The organism is Streptomyces sp. NBC_00433, assembly GCA_036015235.1.
Lineage (GTDB): Bacteria > Actinomycetota > Actinomycetes > Streptomycetales > Streptomycetaceae > Actinacidiphila.
Genome location: CP107926.1, coordinates 8,922,844 through 8,939,761 on the forward strand (window position 1 = coordinate 8,922,844; position 16,918 = coordinate 8,939,761).

General features: G+C 69.0%; 10 protein-coding genes and 1 pseudogene. 8 read left to right on the plus strand and 3 right to left on the minus strand.

The annotated features are described in order from the left end of the window. Window positions 1-29: 29 nt before the first annotated feature. The 5 genes and pseudogenes from OG900_38705 to OG900_38725 all read left to right on the plus strand — a co-directional run bounded on the left by OG900_38705 (window position 30) and on the right by OG900_38725 (window position 11,252). Window positions 30-1,715, plus strand: a complete 1,686-nt coding sequence (locus OG900_38705; protein WUH95517.1) for a Mu transposase C-terminal domain-containing protein — start codon at window positions 30-32, stop codon at window positions 1,713-1,715. Beyond that, window positions 1,715-2,488, plus strand: coding sequence for an ATP-binding protein (locus OG900_38710; GenBank protein WUH95518.1), 774 nt, complete (start codon window positions 1,715-1,717; stop codon window positions 2,486-2,488). Before OG900_38705 ends, OG900_38710 begins: the two co-directional genes overlap by 1 nt. A gap of 230 nt (window positions 2,489-2,718) precedes the next feature. Continuing rightward, window positions 2,719-8,973 carry an ATP-binding protein gene (locus tag OG900_38715; protein WUH95519.1) on the plus strand — a complete coding sequence of 2,085 codons (6,255 nt, stop codon included), beginning with the start codon at window positions 2,719-2,721 and terminating at the stop codon, window positions 8,971-8,973. After that, window positions 8,921-9,571 carry a hypothetical protein gene (locus tag OG900_38720; protein ID WUH95520.1) on the plus strand — a complete coding sequence of 217 codons (651 nt, stop codon included), beginning with the start codon at window positions 8,921-8,923 and terminating at the stop codon, window positions 9,569-9,571. Before OG900_38715 ends, OG900_38720 begins: the two co-directional genes overlap by 53 nt. A gap of 171 nt (window positions 9,572-9,742) precedes the next feature. After that, window positions 9,743-11,252, plus strand: a pseudogene (locus OG900_38725) (ISL3 family transposase). A gap of 71 nt (window positions 11,253-11,323) precedes the next feature. On the opposite strand, the gene OG900_38730 reads toward OG900_38725, so the two are convergent. The 3 genes from OG900_38730 to OG900_38740 all read right to left on the minus strand — a co-directional run bounded on the left by OG900_38730 (window position 11,324) and on the right by OG900_38740 (window position 12,965). Then, on the minus strand, window positions 11,324-12,007 hold the full coding sequence (locus OG900_38730; GenBank protein WUH95521.1) for a hypothetical protein: 684 nt from the start codon (window positions 12,005-12,007) through the stop codon (window positions 11,324-11,326). A 5-nt stretch (window positions 12,008-12,012) separates the two neighbouring features. Then, the gene (locus OG900_38735; GenBank protein ID WUH95522.1) at window positions 12,013-12,483 is read right to left on the minus strand and encodes a hypothetical protein; all 471 of its coding nucleotides are present in this window, start codon (window positions 12,481-12,483) and stop codon (window positions 12,013-12,015) included. A gap of 266 nt (window positions 12,484-12,749) precedes the next feature. Next, entirely contained in the window at window positions 12,750-12,965 is a 216-nt protein-coding gene (locus tag OG900_38740; protein WUH95523.1) for a hypothetical protein, read from the minus strand. 916 nt (window positions 12,966-13,881) lie between these two features. Between OG900_38740 and OG900_38745 the strand changes: the two genes are divergently transcribed. The 3 genes from OG900_38745 (at window position 13,882) to OG900_38755 (ending at window position 16,468) form a co-directional block, all read left to right on the plus strand. Further along, a complete protein-coding gene (locus tag OG900_38745) occupies window positions 13,882-14,295 on the plus strand; it encodes a hypothetical protein (GenBank protein WUH95524.1) in 414 nt (137 codons plus the stop codon). A 284-nt stretch (window positions 14,296-14,579) separates the two neighbouring features. Then, the gene (locus OG900_38750; protein WUH95525.1) at window positions 14,580-15,833 is read left to right on the plus strand and encodes an IS256 family transposase; all 1,254 of its coding nucleotides are present in this window, start codon (window positions 14,580-14,582) and stop codon (window positions 15,831-15,833) included. Between the two features lie 41 nt (window positions 15,834-15,874). Next, a complete protein-coding gene (locus OG900_38755; protein ID WUH95526.1) occupies window positions 15,875-16,468 on the plus strand; it encodes a 2'-5' RNA ligase family protein in 594 nt (197 codons plus the stop codon). The last annotated feature ends 450 nt before the right edge of the window (window positions 16,469-16,918 follow it).

The following is a 16,918-nucleotide window of genomic DNA, read 5'->3' on the forward strand; positions in this document are numbered from 1 at the left end:
TGGCCCAGCCCGCGCAGGAGCTACCCCGCATGCCCGCACACATCCCCGCGCAGGACATCGAACTGCGCACCGAATCCGTCCGGCACCTGCTGGAACTGGAACAGCAGAACATCGACACCACACCCCACCGCAAGATCGTCGCCAAGGCCTACGGCGTCGACGAAAAGACCGTGAAACGGTGGATGGACAACGCCCGCGCCCACGGCGGCACCTACACCCCCGCCCAGCGCAAACGCTTCACCCTCACCGCCAACATGATCGACGAAGTCGCCATCCAGCGCGGAAACATCAACGCCACCTGGCAGCGCCTGACCACCCACCCCCACAAAGGTGACCCTCCGCTGCCGTGCCTGGCCACCTTCTACAGCGCCGTCAACGCCGCCCTCGACAAAGCATTCCTCGAGGGACTGCGCCACGGCGAGTGCGCGGCACGCCGCTACACCGTCCACGGCCAGGAGATCTTCGACCACCGCAACCAGGTCTGGGAAGGCGACCACGTCCAGGCGAGCGTGTGGGTCAACGTCGACGGACAGCCCGCCAAGCCGTGGATCACCTGGTTCATCGACGGCTCCACCAAGGTAGTTCCCGGTAAATCCATCACCCCGGGGTTTCCCAACAGCGGCTCGATCATGGCCGCCGCACGTGCCGCCCTGGCCCGCGGCGGCCCCTACGGCCCCTTCGGAGGCCGGCCCCAGACCGTCCGCATCGACCGCGGCGCGGACTTCCTCAGCACTGCCGTCAGCCAGGCCTTCGGCAACCTCGGTGTTCCCCTGCACCCGCTGCCACCCCGCAGACCCGACCGCAAGGGAACCGTCGAGGGCCTCAACAGTGCCGTCAAGTCGAACCTCTTCCAGGGCCTGCCCGGCTTTGTCGAAGACGCCCCGCCCAGCAAGCAGCCCCGAGCCCGGCCCAGCGGATCGAAGAAGCCCGCCAGCACCGACGGCCTGATGTCTTTCAAGGACTTCGTGGCCAAGGTGGAGCGATGGATCGACGAATGGAACCACCGGTGGCCCAAACCCCACCTGGGCGACCGCACACCGGCACAGGCATGGGACGACGACCTCACCGTCATCTTCGACATCGACGCAGAAGCCCTCCACACCTACACCCTCGCCGGTCCCGACAAGCCACGGAAGATCACGAACAAGGGCGTCAGCTGGAAAAACAACCGCTACATCGCGCCCTGGATGAACGACGACGGGTTGGCCGGCACGCTGGTCATGCTGCGGCACATGCCCAACCAGGACCGTGAAGTCGAACTGTACGACGCGACCACCGGCAAGCACCTCGGCTCCGCCATCGCCACCAACCAGGCAACCCCGCAACAGCGCCTCGAGGTACGCCAGGCCGCCGACCGCAAAGCCACACAGATCCGCCGCAAGCGTGACCGCGCCGAGAAACTCCGCGTCGAGCGCCACGCCCCCGTCACCGACCCCCAGCACCCCCAGTACGCCCAGGCGATGTCCCACGACCAGGCCAAGCAGCACCTGCACGAACTCGGCGAACCCGAACCCACAGCCGGCCCCGCCCCGCAGGACGACCTTCTGCCACTTCCCGTCCCGACGCCGATCTGGGCCACCGCCGCACCGACCGGACAGGCACCGAAGCCGCCGCGGCAGTACCCGGCCGAGCCTTTCCTGCCCCTGCCGCCCCCGACCGTCTCCTGGGGCGCAACGTCCGAGCCGCCCGCAGCCGACCCAGAGAGCGACCACTGATGCCCGAAGCCCCCGCCGCACCATCTTTCGACCTGGCGGCCTACCTGAAAGTCCCCGGCGCCAGCCTCGTGCCCACCCAGGCCACCCTCCGCACTCAAAAAGACCTGACCACAGCCATCCAAGGGCACAAAGTCATGTGCGTATACGGCGACTACGGCACCGGCAAGACACTCACCGTCGGCGTCACCCTGCACGACCTCGCCCCAGACGCCACCGTGCCCGTCCAACCCCTGGGCACTGGCATCAAAGCCTTCCGGCACGCCCTCGCCACCGGCCTCAACGTCCCCGGCGACCTGACCAGCGACGCCGCCCGCGACGCAGCCATCCTCGCCGTCCTCGCCCAACGGCCCCACACCCTGCTGTGCGATGAGGCCCAGCGACTCGACAACCGCAGCCTGGACTACCTGCGCGCCCTGTACGACAGACGGGACCTCCACCTGTCCATCGTCCTGGTCGGCGCTCACGACTTCCGCCGAAAGATGCTCGCCCGGGCCGCCTGGAAGAGCCGCATCAAGCTGTGGACCAAGTTCACCCCCCTCACACCTGGCGAAGTCCTCGAGGCCGTGTACAAGTTCCACCCCGTCTGGGGCGCGGCCCCTGCCGCGGACATCCCGGTGATCGACGACGCCGGCTGCCACGGCAACTTCCGGGCATGGGCCGGGCTCACCGACGAACTCAAACGGGCGCTGGAGGAAAACCCCGAACTCACCTACAGCCTCGAGCTAGTGCTCTGGCTCCTGCGCAAGATGAACGGCTTCGACGGGCCGGAGTAGAGCTGCTGTGGCCACAACGCCGGCTCACGCCTTCGCCAGGCTTGCTCATCGATTCGGCTACCCGACGGGTGCAGGCGCGATCTGAAACAATTCCCGGTGACTGAGGAGGGGACATCACGGGAGCACGACCGTCCAACGCCGGTGACGACTACCACTTCTGGTGGGCCTCTAGGCGGGCCCTGGCCCTGATCGACCCGGCGAGCACGCTACGCGTGCTTACGGTCGAGGGCTTGGTGCACGTCGATGATCCCGATGACACCTATGAGGCAGCCGATGTCGCCGAGTACTTCGGCGGCGAGGACGCCACGACGGCCACCGCGCTCGTCATCTCCCAGCTCAAGCACAGCACCACCCGCCCCGACAAAGCGTGGACGGCGTCGCGGCTGTGCCAAATCAAGCAACGCACCAGCTCGGTGACCGGCAAACCGACCGGCACCGCCCGCGCGATCATTCGCGACCTCGCCGACGTCTGGACCAAGTTCGCCAAGGCCCACGGCCGAGACTACGCACTGCGTGTCCTGACCATCCAGCTGGTCAGTAACCAACCGGTCGACGCCCGGCTGGCGCGGGCGGTCGAAGCAGCCAAGAAGGCCATCGCCGCCACCCGGGGGACCCTCCGGGCGGCTGCTCTGCTCAGCGCGCTCACCGACCAGGACCGCACGGTCATCAACACGCTCTACCAGAGCCTGAAGGGCGACCTGGGCAGCGGCGGCTTCTGCGACTTCCTGACGGTGCTGGACCTCTCGGACTGCGGACAGCAGGGCCGCGTAAGCCTTGAGCTCGCTGTCCGCGCCGCGATGTCCGCCCACTCCCCGGACCAGCCAGACACCTCCGCGCTGAAGCTGTTCGACCTCATCCGGCGGCACGCCCTTCCTGACCTCGCCCACCGGCCCGGCATCCGCCGCGCGGACGTCCTGGCCGCCCTCGGCGTCCCCGGAGCCCAGACCCTCTACCCGGCCCCGCCGATGCTGGCCGAGGTCGACGACCCGCTGCCCGCGCCCAGCGCCCACGAGATCGCAGCCGCGGCCCTCGCCGCACCCGGCGCGCGGGTCCTCGTCCACGGCGGCGCCGGAGCCGGCAAGTCCACCACCATGACCCAGCTCCAGGACAGCCTGCCGCCCGGCTCGGTCGTTGTGATGTACGACTGTTTCGGCGCCGGCGGCTACCTCCAGTCCGGGCAGGGCCGCCACAGCCCGCGCAGGTTCATCACCCAGGTCACTAACGACCTGGCGAAAACCTGCGGAACCCCGCTGCTCCTGGAAGCACCCCGCGATGAGGAAGACCTGTGGGAGCAGTTCACCCGCACGCTCCAGCAGGCCGTCGACACGCTCCCCGAGACCGGTCGTCTCGTCCTGGTCGTCGATGCCGTGGACAACGCCGCCACCGCCGCCGAACGTAAGCGGGAGCGAGGCTTCCTGCCGGGGCTGCGCGACCTGGGCCTGCCCGACCGGACGAGCCTGATCCTCACCGCCCGCTCGCACCGCATCTCCCAACTCGCCGAAGGCACCACCGCGACCGTCACGCTGCGCCCCTTCGACCTCTCCCTGTCCGGCGCGCACCTGCGCCGCTATGCGCCCGGCGCCACCGACGCCGAAGCGGCGCTCTTCCACGGGGCGACCGCAGGAAATCCCCGGACCCAGTTCTACGCGCTCAGCGTTGCTACGGCCCAAGGCGACGGGATCCCCGGCATCCTCGCCCAGTGCCGCACCACTCCGGATCACCTCTTCGAAGACCTGGTCAATTCGGCACTCCAGACCACGGGCACCGACGCGGGCGGCCTCCGATGGCTCGCGCTCCTGGCTGCCCTGTCCCGCCCCGTGCGGATCGAACCGCTCGCGCAGGCCCTTAACGTCACCACCGCCCAGATCACCGCCTTCGCCTACGGCCTGCAGCCCGGTGTCACCCTCGAGGGCGAAACCATTGCCTTCCGGGACGAGGACTTCGAGGCGTACGTCATGGGCGTGCTCACCGACGACGACCTTCGCGAGGCCCACCACCGCCTCGCCGACCTGTTCCTGGCAACGCGCGCCACAGATCCCGACGCGGCCACGCACGTTGCAGACCACCTCTACGACGCCGGCCGCGGGGACGAAACCATCGACCTCGTCCTCGACGAGCCCGCGCCCGCCGGCATCCCGGACGGTTTCGACCGCCTCGATGTCCGCGACCGCCGTCTCGACCTCGCCCTGCGGGCAGCAGCCGACAACAGCACTGGCGTACAGGCTGCACGGCTTGTCATCCGAGCCTGCACGGCCACGTTCTCCACCACCGCGCTGACGGAACTGCTGCGCACCCGGCCAGGTCTCGCCGCTCGCTACAGTAACCGCCCGACCCTCGCACGCCGCCTGGTACGCGACACCTCGCAGCCGTGGCTCGGCCCGGCCCACATGCGCGCCGCAGTCGTTCTCGCCCACGACAACGCCACGCACGCGCAGGCCCGCGAACACCTGCGCAACGCCGAAGCATGGCTGCAGCGCCGAACGGACCTGCCCTCCCACGAAACCTGGGGCTGGTCCCTGGAACCCGAAGACCTCGCCGCCGGCGCGTACGCCCACTACCTGCTGTCAGGCCCCGGGGCTGCGGCCCACTGGCTCAGGCGTTGGACCAGCCCCGCCGACCTGCTCGACACCGTGGCAGCCCTCGCCCTCACGACCGCCCCTTCCACCACTCCGCGGCAGGCACGGGTCGACCTCGCATCCCTGAACATCCCGCCGCTTTACCACGCCCCCTTCATCGCGCATCTGAGCGACCGACTCGACGCCTCGGACAGGGCCTGGATCGACGGATGCGTCCAGGCATGCCTGGACAGACCAGCTGCAGAGGCCTCCGCCTGGCAGGTCCAACTGTGCGAGAGCGCCGCCCAGCACGGCGACCGCACCCTTGCCCGGCGCCTCACCGAGCACTGGCTCCGTCCCACCTACGACTTTCCGTCCGAAATGCGGCATTCGGAGGCGGGCACCGTTCTGGCACTGCGCCAGCACGCCCTGCTCGCTGTCCTCGACGGCCGCGACCCGGACATCACCGCCTGTCTGCCCAGTCACCTCCGAACGGACCCCAATGACCGCACCGGCAGCGACCGCCACTCCTACAACCGGCGGCAATGGCTGGACCACGCCACCCCGCTGCTGCGCATGTGCATGCTCCGGGCACAGGCGCTCCTCGCCGAGGGCGCCGACGCCCTCCCGTCCGCCATTGCGGAGGAACTCCGGCGGCAGGACGACAGCGTCGCCCACCGCTGGTTCCGCGGCGCGAAGACGTACCGGGCGTGGGCACTGCTGGCCACCGAGGCGATCCTCGCAGCCGGCACGCACACCAGCGACCCCGGTTTGCTCCACGACCTCGCCGACCGCGGCCCGGTCCTCGTCCACGGCCAAGCCCCCTGGCTGTGGCTCGACATGGCCGCCACCCTGAACAGCCGCAACACCGACCCGGCCCTCGCCGCAGACCTGTGCGAACGGGCAGCCATCCACGCCCAGGAACACCAGCACACCGCGGTGGGCCGCGTCGACCTCCTCGCCACTTGCGCCCAGTATGCCGGGCAGGTGTCACCGCACCTCGGTGAGATGTACTTCGCCCGTGCGACGGAAGCCGCCGCAGGGATCGACGACAACGGTGCCCGCCTGCTGAGCGCACACGCCCGCCTTGCGGTCCGAGGCACCCCTGCTTGCTCCGAGCAGCAGGCGACCGACCTCGCCGAGCGACTCCTCGTGGCAGGGGAGGCCGCAGCCGACCATGCCGCGGACGAGGACGCCGTCCCCTATCAGAACCTGCTGCACGCAGCCGCCGCCCTCAGCCCGGCCACCGCCTTCGCGGCCGCGAGCCGCTGGGACGACGAAACGCGCCACGCCCTTGCGGACGCCGTCACCCCGCTGATCACCGCATCCGTCGCCACCGGATTCCTCACCCCCCAGGACGCCTCTTACCTGCAGCACCTGATCGACGACCCCGAACAGCGGACCGCAACAACCCTGACCCTTCTCGACGCCCTGCCCAGGGACGCCCAGCGGATCAGCTTGGCCCGCAGGGAACTGCGACGCACCGCCCGATGGCTGCGCTCCAGCGTGCCCGCGGTGCAACAGCCCGGCCTCGCCCAGGACCTGCTCGACTGGGCGCAGGACAACCGCGTCACCGACAGCGAACTGCACGCCATGCTCGATCCGGTCATGCCGTTCCGGACCGATGACGAGTTTTCCCAGCGCCGCCGGCAGGCCTTCGCGAGCCGCATGCGCCAGGCCAAGGCACCCGCCGTCGGCGCACCCGCATGGAGGCGGCTCGCCGACAGCGCCTTTCTCGACGGTCTCCTCCAGACCTACCCCGACCGCCAGGAACTGGCGGAGCTCATCGCCGCAACCGTGCACAACACCCCACCCCAGGAGCGCCTCCAAGCCCTCGACGCCACGCTCGCCCTGATGGGCAACCACGAGATCGACGCCTGCGCCGTCCTGATGGCGATCGCCGAACTCATCCGCACCTGGCAGGCAGGGGCCGGCGTGCGGACCTGGGCCGCCCAGGCACTGCCCGGCATCCTGAACCGCCACCTGCCGGAGCTCACCCACGGCGCCGTACCGGGCCTATTGCTGGCAGCGCTCAACGCCTTCGCCACGACACAGACCCTCCGCGGCGACCTCCTGGCCGCGATCCACGAGCACCGGCCACACCTCACGGCCGAACACATGCTCAACCTGGCCCTGGTCTTCGCCGAACTCGCCGAACCGCACGAGGCGGCCGACGCCGCCGCCCGTGAACTCCGCACCTTGGTCCCCGCCGCAACGCCACCCGGCCCGAGCCTGCCGCCGACGACCACGCCGGCCGACGTCATCGGCTCGCTGCTGTGGAGCGCGTTCGGACATCAACGCAAGGCTGTCCGCTGGCAGGCCGCCCACGCCGCCCGCGGCCTGCTTCTCGACACCCACAGCCCCCTGTCCCCGGCCCTCGCCGACCGCTTGGCCCCATGCCTGCACAGCACCACCGCCGGAGCCTTCCGCAGCCACGATCTTCGCTTCTACTGGCTGTCGGCCCGTGTGTGGCTGCTCACCGTCCTACAACGAGTGGCCGACGACAACCCTGCCGTTCTGGCTCGCCACCTGCCGTTGATCGCCGCGACCGCCACCGATCGCACCCTCCCGCACGCCCAGATCAGGGAACTCGCCCGGACCACCGCGCTCACCCTCGCCGCAGCTACCCCCGGATACGACACCGGCGACCTCGCCTGGGCGAACCGCCCCACCGCCTGCCACACACCCCGAGGCCGACACCGCCCCCTCGGAGACGAGAACCGCAACCGGCCCGGCGCCCGCTACGCCTTCGATGCCACCGACACGCTGCCGTACTGGTTCACGCCCCTGGCCCGGGTCTTCGGCGTGGACATCGCGGAGGTTAGCGAACGGGCCGAACGGTGGATCGTCGAGGAGTGGCAGCTCTCCAGGGACGACTGGATGGCCGACATCCGGGAACTGCGCGACGAGGAGACCGCCGGACGCATGATGCACCGTCACGGGTCCATCCCGCCGGAGGAGAGCCTCCACCTCTACATGGAGTACCACGCCATGATGCTCGCCGCTGGCGAACTGGTGGACTGCGCAACCCCGGTGAGTATGGGCAGGTACGACGAGGACGAGCACGACCCGTGGATGTACTGGCTCTCCGGGCATCTCCCCGTGTCCGCCACCGCCTGGCGCGCCGACCTGCGCTCCTCGATCCCGGCAGAGCCCGCCCTGTTCGGCACCCGGCCGCTAGACAAGTGGCCCGGCACCCGGCCCGCCGACTTCGACGCCCTGCTCGGCCTGACAGAAGGCGCCCTTGCGGAACACGTGTGCGTCGCGGCGAGCACCGACGTCGCCCATCCCGACGAACGCGGCACCGTCTCGATCAGATCGGCACTCGTCGGCCCGGCCCACGCACGAGCGCTCCAGCGAGCCCTCCAGGCCGCGAAGGACATCTGGTCGTGGAGACTGCCGATGCAGAGTGACACGGAAGCCGAGGTCGACCACGGGCCGTTCCGGCTGCGCGGCTGGCTTGCCGCGGGCACCTACGAGCGCGAGAGCCTTGACGGGCTCGATCACCAAGCCCGCGGACTGGCCTGGGAACTCCCCCTGCCAGGCGACGAGTTCCGGCAGTGGGCCGCGTGCACCGTCGCCTCCACCGGAGACACCCTGCTCGATCCGACGGGACGCCGCCTGGCACGGACCACGCTGTGGTCCGACGAGGACTTCGACGCGCGCCACCGTATCCAGCGAGTCCAGTCCTCGGGCTACCGCACCACCGTCGTCCGCCAGCACCTGCTCGGATTCCTCGCCGCCACCGGCGTGCAGCTCATCGTGGAGGTACAGATTGACCTCAGACCGGACGGCCCCGCAAAGGCACGGACCCAGCGAAGCAGGCTCTACCTCGTCGACGGAGCCGGGCGGGTCGATACTCTCCAACACCGACCTGATGAAGCTCGGCGAGAAGATCCTCCACGAAATGGACGCCACCGCAACCAGTGACACCCTCACAAGGTGGCTCGCCCACCACATCGCCGACCTCATCACCACGGCCGACCATGCACAGACGGCCGGAACGGCAGAGGAGGCCGCCCACGCGGCCGAGCAGTGCCGCCGTGCCATCCTCGACCTGTGGGCGCACCGCACCGCCTGGCCGAACGGGTGGCCGCCGCCGGGAGCTAGGCGAATGGCGGAGATCCTGAACAACATCGACGAACCTGCTTTCGGATTCCAGCAAGGCAGCAGGCTCTCTGCACTTCAGCGACTCCACCACCAAGTCCTTGCGGCACTGGCCGACGAGGGGACTGCAGGCGAACCAGTCGACGCCGAACAGGACTGGCTCAAGTCCTACGGACAGCTGCTCGACGTCGACGAGCACGCGCTGCTGGCGCTCTATGCGGGCCGTGACGACCGCGCAGGCGCCTCCGCCGAAGCACCCAGGACGAAGCAACCTGCCGACGCGGACCCCCGCCCGGACGGGCCGACCGGTCCGGTACCACAGGTCCATCGCGCCGTGGACCTGGCGGACAGATATCGCGAGACTGTCAGCTCACTGCTCGCGGATGACGCCAAGGACACGCCGACCAAGCCGCATTTGTGACGGAGTAGCGATCTTGAGGGGTTTGGTGGCTCTGGTCTGGTGTCCCAGGTGGGCTTTTTTGGGGGACAGAGGGGTCTGTCAGCGAGTGGCTCTGTTCCGTAGTCGGTGGTGACGGTTGGTGACGGGCGTCGTTGACGTTGTATGCGAGATGCCAACTCCCCTGTAGCAATGGTGTTTTCAGGGCTTTCTGCTCTGGTCATCGAGGATGTGGCGGATGACGATGAGGTGATCCGGGTCGTCGCACGGACCCCGAATGTTCCCTTCCCCTGCCCGATGTGTGGGGGTCCCGACGGGCAAGGTGCACGGCTACCACGGCCGGACGGTTGCAGATTTGCCGGTCGACGGCCGGCAGGTCGTCATCGATGTCCAGGTGCGACGCCTGGTCTGTCCAGTCCTGGGCTGCCGTCGGCAGACCTTCCGCGAGCAGGTCCCTGGGCTGCTGGAGCGTCTGCAGCGCCGCACCACGCGTCTGACCGGCCAGGTCTCGGAGGTGGTCAAGGAGTTATGCGGCCGGGCGGCTTCGCGCCTAGCGCGGTTCCTGGCCACGCCGGTGTCCTATGCCACCGCCTTGCGGCTGCTTCGAGGCATCCCGCCGCCGACAGTGCGCGTCCCACGGGTGATCGGGGTCGACGACTTCGCCCTGCGCCGCCGCCACCGATACGCCACGGTCATCATCGACGCTGAGACCGGGGAGCGCGTCGATGTCCTGCCCGACCGCGAGGCCGCCGCCACATTGGAGGCATGGCTCCGTGGGAAGTACGAGGTCGAGGCCGTGTGCCGGGACGGCTCGGCCACCTACGCCGAGGCGATCCGCCGGGCACTACCGAATGCGGTGCAGGTCAGCGACCGATGGCACCAGTGGAAAAACCTGTGCGACAAGATCCTGGCCGAAGTCCGTGCCCACGCCCCTTGCTGGGCCACCGTCAACCCGCCCCGTCCCGGCGGCGTCCGCGAGCAGACCACCCGCGAGCGCCGGCACAAAGTCCACGCCCTCCTCGGCCAGGGCGTCGGCCTGCTCGAATGCGCCCGCAGACTGGGCATCGCCCTGAACACCGTCAAGCGATACGCCCGCAGCCCCGAACCGTCCGCCGACCACATCGCCCCCCGCTACCGACCAACCCTGGTCGACCCCTACCGCGACCACCTGCGCCGACGCCGGTCCGAGACCCCGGCCGTCCCCGTCACCCACCTCCTCCACGAGATCAGGGAGCTGGGCTACACCGGCAGCGCCAACCTGCTGGTCCGCTACCTCAACCAAGGCCGCGCCGAAGGCGACCGCCCCGTGACAACCCCCCGCACCTCGCCCGGCTCCTGCTCACCCACCCCGAACACCTGTGGACCAAGGACACCGACCTGCTCGCCCTCCTCACGGCGGCCTGCCCCGAGATGACCCAGCTCACCGCCCTCATCCGCGAATTCGCCGCCCTCCTGACACCCGCCCGAGGGCAACGACTCCAAGCTCACCGGATGGATCGCCCAAGCCCGCGGCGCCAACCTGCCCCACCTGCACAGCTTCTGCAACGGCCTCGAACTCGACCGCGCCGCCGTCAACGCCGGCCTCACCCTGCCCTGGAACAACGGCCGCACCGAAGGCCTCAACACCCGAACAAAGAAGATCATGCGGCAGATGCACGGCCGAGCAGGATTCGACCTCCTCCGTCACCGCATCCTGCTCCAATGACTGCCACCGACCGTCACCACCGACTACGGAACAGAGCCACTCGCTGGACAGACCCCCACAGGGCAGTACACCTACTCGGCCTCCAGGTGGCCTGCCGTGATCACGCCGTCGTCGACGGTGTAGGTGCCGTGGTACTCGTGCGTGCTGCCGTCTTTGTCCTGAGTGCTCAGCTGCACGGCGACGACGTGACCTGTGACGGACTGGACGGTGACGGAGGTTGTCGCTGTGGTTGCGAAGCCTGCGATGAAGCTGCTGTAGCTCGGGTCGAGGTTGCGGCCGCCCAGGTCCCAGGCTGTCCGGTAGTCCTTGGCGTTGATTGCCTGGAAGTACCGCTGGACTGTCTGCTGAGGTTCGAGGGTCGCGGTGGGCGACGGACGTGGCCCGGTCGGCGCCGAGACCTCGCCGGGATGCAGCGTCGTCAGCGCGAAGCCGCCCGCGGCCAGGAGAAACGCGGCGACGAGCCCGACGAGGGACGGCATGATCCTGGCGGACCGCATGCGGCTGGTGGCGAGGGAGGCGGCCTGGACCTGACTCCAGCGCGACGGGTCGACCGTCACGAGAGGATCGGCTACCGGGACCGCATGGGGCGCATCGGACGTAGTGGCGGCCTCGGCCCCCTCCGGGCGGCGCGTGCCCGGCAATGCCGCCCGCACGGCCCAGGCCAGGCCGGTCCGTTCGCCTGCAGGCGGCTGGAACGCTGGAGCACGGCGCGAGACGATGGCCACGACCCGGCCGGCCAGGGATTCAGCGCGCACGGCCGTCACTCCCCCTGGCCTTCACCGTCGGACACATTGCTCTGGCCGTCCGGGGGCGTCATGCCGGGGCGGCCGTTCTCAGTGGAGCTAGGGTCCGGGGGCCGGACGAGGAATGCGGCCTGGGCGCTCTCTCCCAGGCGCGGGGTGGTGGCGGTGAGCGCGGTGACGCTGGCCTGAACGGCCAAGGGGATGAACGCTGTCACTCTTTCCAGCAGCGAAGGCGTCCCGGCCCCGACGATCATCGCTACCCAGGCGGTGGCACTGTGCCCGGATGTGCGCGCTGCGACCGCCACACCGGTCCCGACGACGAGCCGCAGGGCGGTGGCGGTGGCGTAGGCCAGGGGTCCCAGCGTCGGCCCGCCACCCGGATTCTCCCAAGGCCACAGGTGATGGCGGCGTACGGCCGTCCAGAATTCCAGCGCCTCGACGGCGAAGCCACCGAACAGCCCCCACCACGCCGCGCCCACCCAGGTCATGCCTCGATGCTAGGCACGGCGTCACGAGCATGAGGCCAACTCGCACATTTCCCCCCGTCAGCGCCGGCTCCAGCCGCGAAGCGCAGGCGCTTCTGCCCTCGCTGCGCAGCGGTCGGCCCGGCCAGCACGCCTGGCACACCGATCGTCGACGGCGCGGCCAGCCCTGCAGGCGCCCGATGGCGTCGGCGCTGGTGTTCCAGCACGCGGACAGCACCTGTTCGGCTTACACGCCGGACGCCACGCGGGCGTCGAGGGCGCCGGTCAGCTCACCGGTCTGGCGCAGGTGCGCGCGGTGCATCGTCCACTGCGCGCGTTTCACGGCGGCCTTTCGGCCGGGAAGATTCCCAGTCCCACTGCGGTGTCGCCGACAGTGCCCCTGCCCTGGCCCGCTCGGTCTTGAACAGCAACCGCATGCCGGTGAGCTGCTTCTTGGTGCCGAACGTCACCCGAGCGGTGATGGGAGCGGTGCCTTCCTCGGTCACGCGCTCATCATCCCGTGCCGCCCGTGCCGCCCGTGTCGCCTGCTGCCGGATCATCTGCCGGAAGGGGTGTGGGGTGTTCGTGGGGGAGGGGAGGCTGTGTCGGGCCGGCGGGTTCGCGGCTTCGGCGGCGCAGCCACTCGCGCCACAATTCCAGGCGATCCCGGCTGTCCTGCGGAATCACCGTGCTCAGGAGCAGAGTCAGGGCGCCGGGAGCGGAGGCGAGCAGCAGGCTCCACCGCGTCGACCACAGGCTGGCACCCGAAATACCTCATCAAAGCGCCGCTGACGGCACGACGGCAGACCGTAGGAATTGTGCGACGGTACGACGGCGCACCAAGGCGACCCCGCCCGCGTCGCCGGAACGGTCGCCGGGTGGAGAAGTCCGAGATCCTGCGCAGCCTCATCCAGACCGCCTTCACCAGTCCGCCCACCACCGAGCCTCTGGCAACGCCCTGGACCACCGGACCCGCGACTGACGAGGGTGCTGTGCGCCAGTCGACTGGCGCACAGCACCCTCGTACCGATTGAAGTACCTGGTCGTTGGCGATCGGGTCTGGTGCACGATCGGGTGACGTCTTGACCTGCCCCACCTCTCAGGATCCTGTGAGCTGCTCGGTCTCGGCGGTCGCAGCTTCGCGGCCTCGATACGGGCGCACTGCTCAGCCACAGTGATTTCGAGCAGGTGCGTTCCCCACAGGCTCAGGCTGGGGAGCTTCTCCCAATGGCGGATTCTTCAGCGCTCGTGTCGCTGGCTAGTGGGTTGGGTGGTGCAGCCATTGGCGCGGGTGCTGCCATCTGGGTGGCGATGGTTCAGCGTCGGCACCAGAGGGAGGAAGCGTCTTGGTCTCGCGCGGAGCTGATCAGCAACACGGTGATCACTCAGCTGATGTCTCTGCGCACCACGGGATGGGCTCGGATGGACGTGCTGCTCCGTACTCAGCAGAGCCTCAGCGCCGGGGTTGAAGTCCAACTCGAAGCGTTCGACCAAGAGGCTAGCCAGGCAACCCTGAAGAACGTGGAGGTGAGCTACGCCGTGATGGCGGATGTGGGCGAGGAGGTGAACCGCCTCTCCGCCCAGATCTTCGACGAGCTTCTGGACGCCCAGCAGAAGATCCGCCAACAGATCCTCAACCACTCGGCTGGCGTTCCGTGCGTCGCCGAAGACGAGTCAGCCATCAACCACCAGTTGGAGCAGGTCAAGCAGCTCCGCACCGCGCTCAACGCAGCGCTTCTTGAACGCATTGCTTTGGTGGCTGAAACGCTGCGCGGGAGCCGTCGGCCCCGGAGTCGAGTGAGCCCACGGGGCCCGTCTGGTCCTCCGCCTTCGTGAAAGCTGATCGTTCTTCGTGCGGCCAACTGAGACGCTCACTGGCCAACTGAGGCGCTCAGTCACAGAAGAAGAGGAAGACGACCCCGGCTACCGGCACGTCGGCGTTGAGATCGTCTGCACGCCGGAAGTCGCTGATGCCATCGCGCAGCAGTTGCCGGACGCGAGCAATGCTCAGGACTTGTGGATCAGCCCGAGAGGGTATGCGGAGGGCGTACCTTCCCGATGATCCTGTGATGGTCTCCGAGTAGGCCCGCGTTCGTAGCGCGGGTCGGGAAGGCATGCCCGTGCTGAGCGTAGTCACCGACGAGGGCTCCACCCAATCCGGCTCCCTGATCGACGAGATCGTCCGCGAGGGCGCCCGCCGCATGCTGGCCGCCGCGCTGGAAGCGGAAGTCAACCAGTACATAGCCGAGTTGGCCGCCGAGACCGACGATCACGGGCGGCGCCTGGTGGTCCGCAACGGCCATCACCGGCCCCGCACCGTGGTCACCGCGGCAGGTCCGGTCGAGGTCACCGCGCCCCGGGTGAACGACCGCCGCGTGGACGAGGCCACCGGCGAGCGCAAGCGGTTCTCGTCGAAGATCCTGGCGCCGTGGTGCCGCAAGTCCCCGAAGATCTCGGAGGTGCTGCCCCTGCTCTATCTGCACGGGCTGTCGTCCGGAGACTTCGTGCCCGCGCTGGAGCAGTTCCTCGGCGGCGCTGCCGGTCTGTCGCCGGCGACCGTCACCAGGCTGACGAAACAGTGGGGCGAGGACCACGCCGCCTTCCAGGACCGGGACTTGTCCGACCGGGACTTCGTCTACGTGTGGGCCGACGGGGTGCACCCGAAGGTCCGTCTCGGCCAGACGCACTCGTGCGTCCTGGTCCTGCTCGGGGTGCGCCTGGACGGCACCAAGGAGCTGATCGCGCTGGCAGAGGGCCTACGCGAGTCCACCGAGTCGTGGGCCGACCTGCTGCGCCACTGCCGGCGACGCGGAATGCGTGACCCCGAGCTGGTGGTCGGCGACGGTGCCATGGGCTTGTGGCGGGCACTGGCCGAGGTGTTTCCCGCTGCCCGGCAGCAAAGATGTTGGGTTCACAAAGCCCGCAACGTCACGAACTGCCTGCCGAAGTCCGCACAGCCGGGCGCCACGAAGGCGATGCAGGAGATCTACAACGCCGAGAGCCGCACCCACGCGGAGAAGGCGATCGAGGCGTTCGCGAAGACCTACGGCGCCAAGTTCCCCAAGGCCCTCGCGAAGATCACCGATGACCAGGACGAGCTGCTGGCGTTCTACGACTTCCCGGCCGAGCACTGGATCCACCTTCGGACCACGAACCCGATCGAGTCGACGTTCTCGACGGTCAAGCTCCGCACGAAGGTCACTCGCGGCGCGGGCAGCCCGGCCGCAGCCCTGGCGATGGTGTTCAAGCTGGTGGAGTCGGCCCAGGCTCGCTGGCGGGCGATCACCGGGGCTCAGCTTGTTGCTCTGGTCCGCTCCGGGGCGAGGTGCGAGAACGGTGTCCTGGTCGAGTGCGAGGAGGTCAACGCTGCCTGAAACCGGTGGCGCGAACGGAAGCCGTCCGAGAACATCCAACCGTGTCCCAAGAAGAGTCAGGACGTTACCGAGCAGGTCAGACCGCCTTGCTTGCCACGGTGGCGGAAGCCGAACCACTGGTTGAGAACTGGCGTCGGCGATTCGACGCCTCCGCAGCGGCCGGGATTCCCGCCCACGTGACGGTGCTCTTCCCGTTCCTCGACGTCGATCTCATCAGTGCCGCGGTCATCGGTGATCTCACGACCCTGATCGCCGGGCATGACTCCTTCACGGTCCGGTTCGACGAGTCTGGCCGCTTCCCTGACGTGCTCTACCTGGCGCCGACCCCAGACCAGCCGCTTCGCGCGCTGACCGAGTCCATTACCACACGATGGCCGGAGGCGCCGCCCTACGGGGGACAGTTTGCCGAGGTCATCCCGCACCTGACCGTCGCCCATGGGCAGCCATCCCGGATCTTCGGCGAGGTGGAGGCGGAACTGGCCGACCGGTTGCCCGTCACCGCGACGATTTCGTCGGTGAGCCTGTTCGTGAGCGACGGTCAATGCTGGCGGTGTCACGCGAACTTTCCGATGCTCGGCGCATCGAGCAATACCCCACCTCGCCAACCCGGCAGCGTGTCAATCCACAACTCTTGACAATTGCTCCGACCGGCGGCAGACACCACGCTCCGGCATAGAGCAGAAACGCCTTTGAACCAATGCGGTCAGAGCACGGGGCTGCGGTTCGCCAGGCCGGTTGGGTCGGCAGACGGTGCCGGGGCGGGGCCGGGGGTGCGGTGCGGGCCGGGCCACACTGGGCTCCAAAGTACGCCCCTTCGATCTTGCAGGCTGGGGTGACGTCGTACTGCTCGGTGGGCACCTGGTCGTAGGGCTGGCCGTCGACGGGCTCGCAGAGGGCGGCTGGGGCGCGGAAGCCGACGGCAGCGGGCAGGACCTGGAGCCGGCCTTGCTGACTGTTCTAGCTGTGTAGGCGGATCTGCACGTGGGTACGGCCTGCTTCGCTAGCGTGGCCGGGTGAAATCCTTCAACCGTGTTCATCCGCCGGACAGGCGGCCCGCGTGACCTCTACTGCTTCCCTGTTCGCCT